General features: G+C 34.2%; 10 protein-coding genes and 3 tRNA genes. 8 read left to right on the top strand and 5 right to left on the bottom strand.

What is annotated here, in order from left to right; all coding sequences use genetic code 11:
* Window positions 1–63: 63 nt before the first annotated feature.
* The 3 genes from dnaA to I6G42_RS01960 form a co-directional block, all read right to left on the bottom strand.
* Entirely contained in the window at window positions 64–1425 is a 1362-nt protein-coding gene (gene dnaA / locus I6G42_RS01970) for a chromosomal replication initiator protein DnaA (protein WP_038804785.1), read from the bottom strand.
* A 223-nt stretch (window positions 1426–1648) separates the two neighbouring features.
* Window positions 1649–2407 carry a ParB/RepB/Spo0J family partition protein gene (locus tag I6G42_RS01965; protein WP_038804784.1) on the bottom strand — a complete coding sequence of 253 codons (759 nt, stop codon included), beginning with the start codon at window positions 2405–2407 and terminating at the stop codon, window positions 1649–1651.
* Between the two features lie 57 nt (window positions 2408–2464).
* Window positions 2465–3655, bottom strand: a complete 1191-nt coding sequence (locus I6G42_RS01960; RefSeq protein ID WP_038804782.1) for a S1C family serine protease — start codon at window positions 3653–3655, stop codon at window positions 2465–2467.
* Between the two features lie 183 nt (window positions 3656–3838).
* On the opposite strand from I6G42_RS01960, the gene rlmH reads away from it, so the two are divergent.
* The 7 genes from rlmH (at window position 3839) to I6G42_RS01925 (ending at window position 7019) form a co-directional block, all read left to right on the top strand.
* Window positions 3839–4318: a 23S rRNA (pseudouridine(1915)-N(3))-methyltransferase RlmH gene (gene rlmH, locus I6G42_RS01955; RefSeq protein WP_038804781.1), complete on the top strand. Its 480-nt coding sequence runs from the start codon at window positions 3839–3841 to the stop codon at window positions 4316–4318.
* A gap of 43 nt (window positions 4319–4361) precedes the next feature.
* Window positions 4362–4435, top strand: a tRNA-Arg gene (locus tag I6G42_RS01950).
* A 166-nt stretch (window positions 4436–4601) separates the two neighbouring features.
* A complete protein-coding gene (gene comC / locus I6G42_RS01945; RefSeq protein WP_000799680.1) occupies window positions 4602–4727 on the top strand; it encodes a competence-stimulating peptide ComC in 126 nt (41 codons plus the stop codon).
* A 21-nt stretch (window positions 4728–4748) separates the two neighbouring features.
* Window positions 4749–6068, top strand: coding sequence for a competence system sensor histidine kinase ComD (gene comD, locus I6G42_RS01940; protein ID WP_038804779.1), 1320 nt, complete (start codon window positions 4749–4751; stop codon window positions 6066–6068).
* A complete protein-coding gene (gene comE / locus I6G42_RS01935; protein WP_000866081.1) occupies window positions 6065–6817 on the top strand; it encodes a competence system response regulator transcription factor ComE in 753 nt (250 codons plus the stop codon). The genes comD and comE overlap by 4 nt, the downstream gene beginning before the upstream one ends.
* A 51-nt stretch (window positions 6818–6868) precedes the next feature.
* Window positions 6869–6940: transfer RNA gene (locus I6G42_RS01930), tRNA-Glu, on the top strand.
* 5 nt (window positions 6941–6945) lie between these two features.
* A tRNA-Asn gene (locus I6G42_RS01925) sits at window positions 6946–7019 on the top strand.
* A gap of 33 nt (window positions 7020–7052) precedes the next feature.
* Here I6G42_RS01925 and I6G42_RS01920 read toward each other — a convergent pair.
* Entirely contained in the window at window positions 7053–7595 is a 543-nt protein-coding gene (locus I6G42_RS01920; protein ID WP_038804778.1) for a TetR/AcrR family transcriptional regulator, read from the bottom strand.
* A gap of 128 nt (window positions 7596–7723) precedes the next feature.
* Between I6G42_RS01920 and I6G42_RS01915 the strand changes: the two genes are divergently transcribed.
* Window positions 7724–10366, top strand: coding sequence for a YhgE/Pip domain-containing protein (locus I6G42_RS01915; RefSeq protein ID WP_038804777.1), 2643 nt, complete (start codon window positions 7724–7726; stop codon window positions 10364–10366).
* Window positions 10367–10387: 21 nt separating this feature from the next.
* On the opposite strand, the gene I6G42_RS01910 is transcribed toward I6G42_RS01915, so the two are convergent.
* Window positions 10388–12940 carry a YfhO family protein gene (locus I6G42_RS01910; RefSeq protein ID WP_197906201.1) on the bottom strand — a complete coding sequence of 851 codons (2553 nt, stop codon included), beginning with the start codon at window positions 12938–12940 and terminating at the stop codon, window positions 10388–10390.
* Window positions 12941–12974 lie beyond the last annotated feature (34 nt).

Genomic DNA, 12974 nt, shown 5'->3' with positions numbered 1-12974 from the left:
AGCTTTTTAGCTTGTTTAAAAAATGTGGATAAAAAAGATAAGAAAGGAAAAGTTATCCACAAGCTACTTAATTTTCTTTTTGATTGCTTCTATTTCTAAACGTAAATTATCGTCTTCGTCAATCAAGGATTTAATTTTAGCATGGGCATGAATAACGGTGGTGTGATCCTTTCCTCCGAATTCTTTTCCGATTTTTGGAAGACTATTATCTGTCAGTTCTCTAGCTAGATACATGGCTACTTGACGCGCCAAAACGATATTCTGAACTCGTCTCGTCCCTTTCATTTCTTTGACACTCACTCCATAAAAATTACCAACTTCAGTTTGGATTTTGTCAATTGGAATGACTAGCAGTTGGCTAACATCTTGTTTGCGAGCTCTGATAGCTTCAGCAGCGATATCAATGGTGATATCCTTAATCTTCTTTACTCTGGCAATTAAAGTGATATCGTTGATTGCTCCTTCAAGTTCTCGAACATTTGAATCGAATTGACCTGCTAGGTATTCTAGTGTATCGCTTTGAAAATTATAGTCCAAATGTTCCGTTTTACTTTGAAGAATGGCAATTCGTGTTTCAAAGTCAGGTGGTGTGATATTTTGAGTCAAGCCCCAGCTAAAGCGCGTGACAAGTCTTTCCTCAAGGCCTTCTAAATGTTTAGGACTTCGGTCACTAGTCAGAACGATTTGTTTTTGATTGCTATGAAGAGCGTTGAAAGTATTGAAAAATTCTTCTTGAGTTGCAACCTTTTTGCCACTGAGAGATTGGATATCATCAATCAGTAAGAGATCAAGACTTCGGTAAGTTTTTTTAAATTTTTCCATTTCCCCGAGCCTCAGATGCTCAAGAAAGTCGTTGATAAAACTTTCAGCAGGAATATACTTAACCCGAGCTTCAGGAATATTTTTTAGAATTTCATTTCCGATAGCATTCAGTAAGTGGGTTTTCCCTAGTCCAGGACCACCATAAATGAAAAGGGGATTATAAGTCAAGGCGAGGTCTTCGGAAACAGCCAGAGCAGCAGACTTAGCCCAGATATTCCCATCTCCTTGAATAAAGTTATCAAAGGTATATTTTTCCTTTAATCCTGTTTCAGAATATGGAATAGCAATATTGGCCTGTGAAGCTACATAATGATTGCTATTTTCAGAATCCATGACATAGGTTGAAGATTCTTCCTCAGGCTTTGTTAAGACAAATTGAGTTTTTATTTCAGTATCATAAACTTCAAAACCAGCAGCCACAATGATATCTTTGAGTTGTTTTTTCCAAACCATTTCCATTTCAGGTCTAGGTAAAAAGATAGTAGCTACATTTCCCTCCACTTTTATGAGTTCAGCAGGTGTGGCATAGAAATCGTACATGGAACGTGTCAATCTTTCTTGAGCCAATTCCAAGATTTGATTCCAAAATTGTTTTTCTTTCACCGATTATCCCCTCCTTTGCTATATTTGATGTAAAAAGGTTTACTGTTAGACTTATTTTACCATAGATGCTAGCATTTTTCCACAATCTGTGGAAAAGAATCCACAATGTTTACACTTTTTATCCACAGGTTGGGGATAAGTGAGGGATTTCCTTGAATTCTTTGGTTTTTTGCTATAAAAAATAGTGGATAAATTTGTGGGTTGAAAAAATAAAAGAACAGCCTTATTTCAGGCTGTTGATAATTCTGTCATATTCTTCTTGGTTTGAAAAAGAAATAATAACCTTTCCAGTATCTTTTTTAGAAAGTTTAATTTCTACATTTAATCCAAGTAGTTTTTTTAATTTATCTTCCTCATCTTTGATGAAAGAATCACTTTTTTTCTGCTTCTTTTGTTTTTTCTCTGTCAGCAGTGTTTCTAACTTTCTCACAGAGATATCTTCGTTTTTGATCAATTGGAAGAAATATTCTTGTTGCTCTTTATCCAAACCAACTAGTGAACGTGCATGAGCTTGAGAAATTTTTCCATTTTCTACTTCAGATAAGATATAATCTGGTAGGGAAAGTAAACGAATAAAATTAGTGATATAAGGTCGAGATTTCCCCATTTTATCCGCTATCTCAGTGTGAGTAAATCCTTTCTCTACTAAAGATTCGTAGGCGCGTGCTTCTTCAACTGGATTCAAGTTTTCTCTCTGTAAATTCTCAATGATAGACTGAATCATCATTTCCTGATCTGAGAGGTGTTTCACAACGGCTGGAATAGAAGTCAGACCAGCCAAGAGAGAAGCCCGATATCGTCTCTCTCCTGCGAGGATTTCATAACCAATTACAGGAGATTGACGAACGATGATGGGTTGGATGACCCCATTTTCTTTGATTGACTGAGCTAATTCTTTTAATTTTTTTACATCAAATTCTTTCCGAGGTTGGTAAGGATTTTTTTGTATGTCCGAGATAGAAATCATTTCAAATTTTTCCATGGTTCTACACTAACATATCTTTTATTATATGTAAAGTTTTCTTTACACTGATGTCAATTAAGATTCTAAATCACTTGTACTTTTATCTAGCTTAACAGTTGTAGTCTCCTCTTTCCCATTTCGATAGTAGGTAATTTTAATGGTGTCTCCGATAGAATGGTTGTAAAGAGCACTCTGTAAATCTGTTGACGAAGAAATATTCTTGTCGTCAACTTTGGTAATAACGTCGTATTTTTCAAGGTGACCAGATGCAGGCATATTACTTTGAACAGATTTTACCACTACACCAGAAGTTACGCTACTTGGAATATTGAGTTTTCTAAGATCACTAGCTCCGATATTAGCTAAATTAACCATTTGAATTCCAAGAGCAGGGCGAGTCACTTTACCGTCACTTTCAAGCTGTTTAATAATATTTTGAGCATCATTTGATGGGATTGCAAAACCAAGACCTTCGACAGAGGTTCCACCATTACTTGCAATTTTACTTGATGTAATACCGATGACTTGTCCTTGAATATTTACCAGTGGACCACCAGAGTTACCAGGGTTAATGGCCGTATCTGTCTGAATAGCTTTTGTAGAAATCGCTTGACCATCTTGAGATTTTAGAGAGACATTTCGATTGAGACTTGAAATGATTCCTTGGGTAACTGTATTGGCATATTCTGATCCTAGAGGACTACCAATTGCGATTGCAGTCTCACCAACATTTAGTTTGCTAGAATCTCCAAATTCTGCTACGGTTGTGACTTTTTCTGAAGAAATTTTTACGACAGCAATATCAGAGAACGTATCAGAACCGACAATTTCACCAGGAACTTTTGTACCGTCTGCTAAACGGATATCAACTTTTGAAGCTCCTTTAATAACGTGGGTATTTGTCACAAGGTAGGCATCTTTCCCATTCTTTTTGTAAATAACACCAGAACCTTCACTTGCTACCTGTTGAGAGTCGGTATCCGTATCTGTCTCGTCATTTCCAAAAACACTATTTTGCCGATTTGCTGAATAAGTGATAACCGACACAACGGCATCTTTTACCTTATTAACGGCCTGAGTTGTTGCATTTTCATTTTTGTAGGAAGTCTGAGTAACAGTGTTTGTAGTGTTATTTGTAGCTTGATTTCCTTGTTTCTGATAAAGCTGCAATGTTACAAAACTTCCCAAGGCTCCACTCAAAAATCCTATCAGAATGATGATAAGAAAGGTAACTCCTTTTTTGTAAAATGTTTGTAAGTGTTTCATAAACGCCTCCGTTTGTTTTTTATTTGATTAAAGTATAAATCTATTAACTTAATTCAAGCTTAAAGGTAAAAGTTTTACACAAGTTGTGGATAACTTACGTTATTCTGTGAATTTACTTGTTTTTCTAGAGTTTTTTTTGTGAATAAGATGTGAAATGAAGTGTGGATATGTTAGAATAGAAGAATGAAAATAAAAATTATAACAGTTGGAAAACTGAAGGAAAAATATCTTAAAGATGGCATTGCTGAATATACTAAACGAATTTCTCGTTTTGCTACTGTAGAAATTATTGAATTAGCCGATGAAAAAACTCCAGATAAGGCAAGTGAGTCAGAAAATCACAAAATATTAGAAATAGAGGGAAATCGAATTCTTTCTAAAATTGGAGAAAGAGATTTTGTAGTTGTGTTAGCAATTGAAGGAAAAATTTTCTCCTCAGAAGAATTCAGTAGACAGCTGGAACAGGCTTCTATAAAGGGATTTTCTACCCTTACATTTATTATTGGTGGAAGTCTGGGACTATCCCCTGCTGTGAAGTATCGAGCGAATCTTTCTGTTAGTTTTGGACGTTTGACCTTGCCACATCAGTTAATGAGATTAGTTCTTGTTGAACAAATTTATCGTGCTTTTACCATTCAGCAGGGATCCCCTTATCATAAATAGAAGATTGACTTACTTCTTGTTTTTTGATAGAATGGTCATGTTAGGTCTCATAGCTCAGCTGGATAGAGCATTCGCCTTCTAAGCGAACGGTCGCAGGTTCGAATCCTGCTGGGATCAGTACATTAAAGAAAAAGCTGGGATTATTTCCCAGCTTTTTTCTTCAAAAGGTGCATTTCAGGTGTAAAAAAGTACAGTTGAGAAGAAATTTTTCTTAAGTGATCTTCATTTTGTATAATAGATTTGTAAGATAACTTACAAGAAAAACAATACAGGAGATTTCATTATGAAAAATACAGTAAAGTTGGAACAATTTAAAGAAGTAACAGAAACAGAATTGCAGGAGATTCGGGGTGGGGAATGGAGAATTCCAGAATTAATACGTAATCTTATTTTTCCAAAAAGAAAATAACTAAAATAAAGGTAAAAAGTAATGAATTTATTTGGATTAGTAATAGCTTTTTTTTATGTTTTTATCATTAGTAAAATTTATGAATGGACTTGTAATGCAACTAAAAAAGAAAAATATATTTATAGTCTTTATGTCTTTTTACTACAATTAATATTAGAAGAAATAATGTATTTGCTAGCCTTAGATGGTTACGGTTTGTCTAAATTTTTATTTCCTTTACTCATATTCGGTTACTTTGTTGGATTTCAGAAGTATGATAAGTCTAAGGGAGTTTTTATAAGCCTATTATTTTCTCTCTTATATCATAGTAGTAATAACTTTATATCGGTAACTTTATCATCTATAACAGGAGATGATATTGCATTAGAATATAATAATTATTTTATTATATTTGTACTTATTTTAACCTATTTGGTTATTAAAATTGTCATATCTTATTTCCATTTGGAGTTTAAATATTTTGACAAAGAATATCTCTATTCTTTTTTGAAAAAAGTGCTATATGCATTTATCTTCTTGCATATCGTCTCTTTTATTTCAGATATCGTGAGTACTATTTCTCATTTAAATAGTTTTGGAAGTATTTTATCAACCATTGTTTTTATTTGCTTGTTATTGATTTTCTTTGCAATGAATTCTTATAAGGTTCAAATTGAAAAAGAGATTGCCCTAAAGCAGAAGAAATTTGAACAAAAGCATTTACAGACTTATACTGATGAAATTGTCAAGTTGTATAATGAAATTCGAGGTTTTCGTCATGACTATGCAGGTATGCTTGTCAGCATGCAAATGGCAATTGACAGTGAAGATTTACAGGAAATTGACAGAGTTTACAATGAAGTATTAGTAAAAGCGAATCAAAAACTGCGTTCAGAAAAATATACTTACTTTGATTTGAACAATTTAGAAGATTCAGCTTTACGTAGTTTGATTGCTCAATCCATTGTTTATGCACGAAATAATGATGTAGAGTTTACATTGGAAGTAAAGGATGTTATTACTAGATTGTCAATGGATTTACTTGATCTTGTTCGCATCATGAGTATTCTCTTAAACAATGCTGTTGAAGGAGCCGCGGATAGTTACTTGAAACAAATGGAAGTTGCAGTCATTAAAATGGATTTTGAGACAGTTATAGTCATCCAGAATTCATGTAAAATCACTATGACGCCTTCAGAGGACTTATTTGCCTTAGGTTTCTCTACCAAGGGAAGAAATAGAGGTTTAGGGCTTAATAATGTCAAAGAGATTCTAGATAAATATGACAACATTATGTTAGAAACAGAGATGGAAGACAACACATTTAGACAAATTATTAGATTTAAGAGGGAATTCGAATGAAAGTATTAATTTTAGAAGATGTTATTGAGCATCAAGTGAGACTAGAGAGAATATTGAATGAAATCTCGGAGGAATCAAATATTCCTATTTCTTACAAGACAACAGGAAAAGTTCGTGAGTTTAAGGAATATATCGAAAATGATGAAGTAAATCAGCTTTATTTCCTAGATATCGATATTCACGGAATTGAGAAAAAGGGCTTTGAAGTGGCACAGTTTATCCGTCATCACAATCCTTATGCTATTATTGTCTTTATTACCAGTCGATCTGAATTTGCTACCTTAACGTACAAATACCAGGTATCAGCTCTAGATTTTGTAGACAAAGACATCAATGATGAATTGTTCAAAAAACGTATCGAGCAGAGTATTTTTTACACTAAGAGCATGCTGCTTGAAAACGAAGATGTTGTAGACTATTTTGATTACAACTATAAGGGAAATGATTTGAAAATCCCTTACCATGATATTTTGTATATCGAAACAACAGGTGTTTCTCATAAACTGCGGATTATTGGTAAGAATTTTGCCAAAGAGTTCTATGGAACCATGACAGATATTCAGGAAAAGGACAAACATACCCAGCGATTTTATTCTCCTCATAAATCTTTCCTAATCAATATTGGAAATGTTAGAGAAATTGATCGAAAGAATCTAGAAGTTGTCTTTTATGAAGATCATCGCTGCCCCATCACTCGTTTGAAAGTTCGTAAACTGAAAGATATTCTAGAGAAAAAAACTAAAAAGTGATTGACAATTAGTAAGAAATTGATATAATGGTTATATCTGCTACAGATAGATGGTCCGTTGGTCAAGGGGTTAAGACACCGCCTTTTCACGGCGGTAACACGGGTTCGAATCCCGTACGGACTATTTTATCCGCCATAGCTCAGTTGGTAGTAGCGCATGACTGTTAATCATGATGTCGTAGGTTCGAGTCCTACTGGCGGAGTCAGATAAAAAGAACACCATTGGTGTTCTTTTTTTAGTTTACATCACCTAACATTTTCATAAGGAAGTCTGTCATTTCTTGCGGACTTTCTTTTTTTCCGTGAGCAATCCAAGTCTGGCAAACACCAAATAGGGCATTTGTTAGATAAATGCTACTATATTCTAATTCAATTGGATTGAGTTGTAGTTTCATAAAGCGTTTCTGAAGGTCTGTGCTAAGCATAATGTGAAGCTTATTTCTCAAGAAATTTTGGATTTCTTTTGTACCATTTTCAGATAAGAGTGCAGCCAAAAGTGGCTCAGACTCTAAATATTCAAATACTTCTAAAATAGCATCTCTTTTATGATGGGCATGTTTTTGGAAAATATACTCAAAGGTATGAAAGAGCTTACTTTGGTAATGCTCAATCATATCATACTTATCCTTGTAGTGAGTGTAAAAGCTGGAACGACTAATTCCGGCTTTTTCTGCTAGCTTGACAGTAGAAATTTGATCAAAGGGTTGGTCCATCAATAATTGAACCATGGCATTTTCAATAATTCGTTTTGTTTTTAAACGTTTGTTACTTTCTTTCATAATTCCTCCTTGTATACAAAAATAGACTATATGTCTAAAAAATAATTTTTTACCTTGTAATTTAGATTTTTTGATGTATAATCTATTATATCAAAATTTTAGACAATATGTTTAAAAAAGGAGAAGATATGTTTAAAGAATGGAAAGCAATTTTTAAAAAACCAACCTTTATTATTGTCATGATAGGGATTTCTCTTATTCCAGCTCTGTACAATATCATATTTTTGTCATCAATGTGGGATCCATATGGGCAATTGTCTGACTTACCTGTGGCAGTTGTCAATAATGATAAAGAAGCTTCCTATAACGGTAATACCATGGCTATAGGAAAAGACATGGTGTCAAATTTAAAAGAAAATAAAAGCTTAGATTTTCATTTCGTAGATGAAGATGAAGGAAAGAAGGGATTGGAAGATGGCAATTACTATATGGTAGTGACTTTACCAAGTGATTTATCTGAAAAAGCAGCTTCTATTTTAACGAATCATCCAGAGCAAATGCAAATCGATTATCAGACTTCAAGTGGTCATAGTTTTATTGCTAGCAAGATGAGCGATTCTGCGATGACACAATTGAAGCAGAATGTTTCTACAAATGTAACTGAGACCTATACTAAAGCTTTATTTAACAAGATGGTCGAATTAAAGGATGGTATGAGTCAAGCAGCTTCTGGTAGTGAAAAATTAACTGATGGAGCGAATCAGTTAGTGACAGGAAGTCAAACATTGACTACTAACCTACACTCTTTAGCAGATTCAAGTTTAACATTTTCAAATGGAACGGAGCAGTTTACCAAAGGATTATCTGCTTATGTTTCTGGTGTTGAACAACTTCATCTTGGCTTAGGGACTTTTAATAGTGGTTTAGTTACATATACTGGTGCAGTAAGTAAATTAGATAGCGGATTAGGTCAATTAGCTTCTAAAAGTCCTGAATTAGTAGGAGGAATCAATCAGTTATATACTGGTGTAGAGGCCTATACTGGCGGTGTTTCTCAGCTCAATACTGGTCTTAATCAATTTTCATCTGGTGTTAGTGCCTATACAAATGGAGTGGGAAATCTTGCAACAGGTGCGAATCAGTTATCTAGTCAATCAGCTACACTTCGAATGGGTGTGGAGCAATTAAGTGAAGGGATTCAACAACTTTCTAGCAAGTTAGATGCTTCGTCTGAGCAAAAAGATCAAATTGCTCAATTATCTTCTGGTCTGAATCAGTTAAATCAAGCTATTCAAAATATTGATGTTGGAGATACAAAACAATTAGATTCTGTTTTATCAAGTATAGTATCTCTTTCTAATCAAATGCTAGTAAGTGCTCAGTCTGAAAAAGCAGCTACATTAGCAAATATTCAATCGACAGCAGCTTATCAATCATTGACAAGTGAGCAACAAGCTGAGATAAGCGCTTCTGTATCTCAAAATTCGACTGATAGTATTCAATCGGCTCAGTCAATTATAGCTTTAGTACAAGGTTTACAGGGAAGTTTAGAAAACTTACAAAATCAATCTTCAAATCTTTCGACATTAAAAAATCAAGCCAATCAAGTATTACCTATTGCTTCTACTTCTTTGACAGGATTGTCAAGTGGATTAACAGAAATACAGGGAGCAGTGACGAGTAAATTAGTTCCTGCTAGTCAGTCGATTACATCAGGTGTAAATGCATATACTGCAGGTGTTGATAAAGTTTCTCAGGGCGCAAGTCAACTAAGTGAAAAAAACTCCACCTTGACAGGTAGTTTGGATCAACTAGTTTCAGGCTCAAATACCTTGACACAAAAATCGTCTAGCTTGACAGCAGGAGTTGGTCAATTAGTTGAAAAAACTCCAGAATTAGTATCTGGCATTGAAAAATTATCAACTGGCTCCAATCAATTGAATCAAAAGAGTCAAGAATTGATAGCAGGAGTTGATAAATTACAATCCGGATCTGGGCAATTAGCAGACAAATCCAGTCAGTTACTTTCAGGTGCTTCTCAATTAGAGAATGGAGCTAATAAATTGGCAGATGGTGCTGGAAAATTAGCAGAAGGTGGAACAACCTTAACCTCTAGTCTTGAAGATTTACAGACGGGAGTTGATTCATTAGGACAAGGATTAGGCAATGCGAATGATCAACTTAAATCAGCATCAACAGAATCTGAAAATGCAGAAACATTATCTAATCCTCTAGTTCTCTCAAAAACAGACAATGACCAGGTTCCTGTAAATGGGATTGCCATGGCTCCTTATATGATATCAGTTGCTCTTTTTGTTGCTGCTATATCTACCAATATGATTTTTGCTAAGTTGCCTTCTGGACGTCATCCAGAGAGTCGTTGGGCTTGGTTGAAGTCTCGCTCTGAAATAAATGGTATTATAGCTGTCTTAGCAGGTGTTTTAGTTTATGGAGGTGTCCATCTTATTGGATTGACTGCGAACCATGAGATGAGAACCTTGATTCTAATTATAATCACAAGTTTAGCTTTCATGTCTATGGTGACAGCTTTAACAACTTGGAATAGCCGTATTGGAGCTTTCTTCTCTCTTATTTTACTTTTATTACAGTTAGCATCAAGTGCAGGGACCTATCCCCTTGCTTTGACAAATGATTTCTTCAAAGGTGTCAATCCTTGGTTACCAATGAGTTATTCTGTATCAGGCTTACGACAAACAATCTCTATGACAGGAAATATTCATCATCAAGTGATTTTCCTTATTATAACTCTAGCTTTCTTTACTGCTTTAGGTATGCTAGCTTATCAACCTAAGAAAATGGAAGAAGATTAAAAAGATTGGCCAAGGAATTGGTCAATCTTTTTCTGTCTTAGATAAATTTCGTCTGTGATTATAGATCCCAAAAAGAAGAAGGGCAGTTAGTGAGCAGGCTGCTCCAATAACAAAACCATTGGGGATAAAGGAAAGTGTAATGGTGCCTTTTCCTTTTGGAACATCAACTTTCATAAAACCAGTCTGAGCCTGCTTGATTTCAAGTTTTTTCCCATCTTGGTATGCAGACCAACCTTTGTCATAAGGAATAGTGAAGAAAATAGAGGTATCTTGTTTAACTTCGTATGTAGCAAAGACTTTATTTTTAGAGGTGGATACTTCTACAGGTTGTTCTTTAATTTTTTGGATTGCTTCAGTAAGAGCCTGAGTATCTAAACGATAGAAGGTCGGTGATTCAAATGATACTTGAGAATTTCCAGGAAAACTAACACTGATATCGAAAGTTTTTTGTTCTTCAGTATAACCCAAATTAAAGAAATTAAATGCATTGTCAGTTGTAAAAGTCTTTTTTTCTCCATTGACAATGATGTCAACTTTCTTTTGCTTATCGTTTGTAAAATGAAGATTTGAAAAAGAGAGATAGACTTGACTATTTTGAGGAACCTCAATTTGATAATCAATCTTTGCATCTTCATTCGCAGAACCTGTGATGCTGGTTAAACCATCTGAAGTATCTGTTTTATCATATGCTATTTGGGAGAAGTAATCCAAGTTGAGATTAGCAAGCTGGTTTATAAATAAAGCCTGATTATCTAGAGTGTGATTGTTAAAGTTTACATCTGTGTAAATAGATTGAGTGGCAAAGGCAATGGGTAAAGAGAGTTGATTTTTATATAAGGTTAAATGATCCTTTTGATAAATCTCTTGAAAGCCATACTTATCAAGTGAAGTTTCAGAAATATTGTACTGGATTCCAAATAAACTGTCTGCTAAAAGACTGTTATTTGCATAACGAAGATTTAGATTGGTTCCAGAGGATTTGAATCCAAGTTTATCCAAACTAGTGCTAGCGGAACGATTTCGTACAGATGAAAATTGAGAGATTCCATTATAGTTAAATTTCATACTGTCATTTCCTGTCTGAATTTGTAGTTTTTCAGTACGTGTAAATGGATTGTCAATTTGGTTTAGAATGGATTCCATGGCGGTTACATCTCTATTATAGGCGCTACGAGAAGCAAAGGCCCATTCTTTAGCTATTCCTTCCATTTGAGATGAAGAATTTAAGCTTAACTCAGCTGTTATAAATAAAGACATAAGAATTGCAAATAGATTTACAGAGATAAATTTTCTAATGACTGCAAGAAGTAAAAGAGCATAAACTAGAAGAAATTCAAGAGTGAGTAGGATATTCAAATCAGTTAAAAAAGAATAATGTGATTTAAAGTATACAGTAGCCAGAAATCCTGTTAGTACAAGAAAAAGTGAGACAAATAGATTCCAGAGCTTCAGTTCTTTCAAGCGATTTAGTACTTCTGCTGCAGTATAAATTAACAGAGTGGAAAAAATCCAAGCATAGCGATGCAAAAACATATTTGGGGTATGCATCCCTTGCAAAAACAAATCAAGTGCTTCTATGTAAAAACTTGTTATTAAAAAAGTAAAGAAAATTGCATAGGTAAGTTTCACGTGAAACCTTATGGATTTTATTGTGAAAAATAGAATGGTTAAAATAAAGGGAAGCAATCCAACAAAAATCATTGGTATAGCTCCATACTTAGTTGTATCAAAAGATCCAATGAATTGTTTAGCAAAGAGATCAAGATACCAGCTACTTTCAGTTTGAAACTTTGTAACTTCAGTTAATTTTTCCCCATGTGTCTGTAAATCAAACAGAGTGGGAAGAGTCATAATCAAACTAGCCATTCCTGCTAAAAAGGAGGTAACAACAAAATCAAGAAAAGATGATTTTCGAGTTTTAAAGTCCCATGAAATTTGGCAGAGATACCAGAAAATAAGAAACAATGCTGTCATATATCCAAAATAATAGTTTTGAATAAACAAGATTGACAGACTTGTAAAGTATAGCAGGCGCTTCTTTTCCGTTATAAGCATGTGTAAGCCAGTTATAATTAAAGGAATCAAGATAAAAACATCTAGCCAGGTTTTTATCTCTAACTGACTAACAGTAAAGCTCATCAGAGCATAAGAAGTAGATTGGGCCAGTTTTAAAGATTTCGGAATATCTTTAAATAATCTATTTAGACTAAAGAAGGTTGACAGACCAATCAATCCAAATTTTAATAGAGTGGTCAGATAGACAGCATCTGGCATATTCGACAGATTAAAAAAGTAAACCAGAGGTGAAAGGAAGCTACTCAAGTAATAACTAGATAGAGCATAGAAATTCAGTCCGAGGCCACTTGTAAAAGTGTAAAACAAACTACCATTTCCATGTAGAATATTCCGTAAAGCCACATCAAAAATAACGTATTGATGAAAACCGTCTCCTAATAGTGGGGATGTATCGCTATTCCAGTAGATACCTTGAGATAGATATACTCCAGACATAATCACTACAGGAATGATGAAAGAAATAAAATAGGTTTGATATGTTTTAAAAAATGATTTCATGTTACCTCGTAGAATGATAGAAAACTCAGTTGGT

This window comes from Streptococcus oralis (assembly GCF_016028255.1).
Lineage (GTDB): Bacteria > Bacillota > Bacilli > Lactobacillales > Streptococcaceae > Streptococcus > Streptococcus oralis_AC.
This window is presented reverse-complemented; position numbering and strand designations above follow the sequence as displayed.

Bases quoted from the DNA above. Each gene is read 5' to 3' on its own strand.
- rlmH (WP_038804781.1), top strand. From the start codon at position 3,839: ATGAAAATAAAAATTATAACAGTTGGAAAACTGAAGGAAAAATATCTT.
- I6G42_RS01910 (WP_197906201.1), bottom strand. From the start codon at position 12,940: ATGAAATCATTTTTTAAAACATATCAAACCTATTTTATTTCTTTCATC.
- I6G42_RS01960 (WP_038804782.1), bottom strand. From the start codon at position 3,655: ATGAAACACTTACAAACATTTTACAAAAAAGGAGTTACCTTTCTTATC.
- comE (WP_000866081.1), top strand. From the start codon at position 6,065: ATGAAAGTATTAATTTTAGAAGATGTTATTGAGCATCAAGTGAGACTA.
- comC (WP_000799680.1), top strand. From the start codon at position 4,602: ATGAAAAATACAGTAAAGTTGGAACAATTTAAAGAAGTAACAGAAACA.
- I6G42_RS01915 (WP_038804777.1), top strand. From the start codon at position 7,724: ATGTTTAAAGAATGGAAAGCAATTTTTAAAAAACCAACCTTTATTATT.
- I6G42_RS01920 (WP_038804778.1), bottom strand. From the start codon at position 7,595: ATGAAAGAAAGTAACAAACGTTTAAAAACAAAACGAATTATTGAAAAT.
- I6G42_RS01965 (WP_038804784.1), bottom strand. From the start codon at position 2,407: ATGGAAAAATTTGAAATGATTTCTATCTCGGACATACAAAAAAATCCT.
- comD (WP_038804779.1), top strand. From the start codon at position 4,749: ATGAATTTATTTGGATTAGTAATAGCTTTTTTTTATGTTTTTATCATT.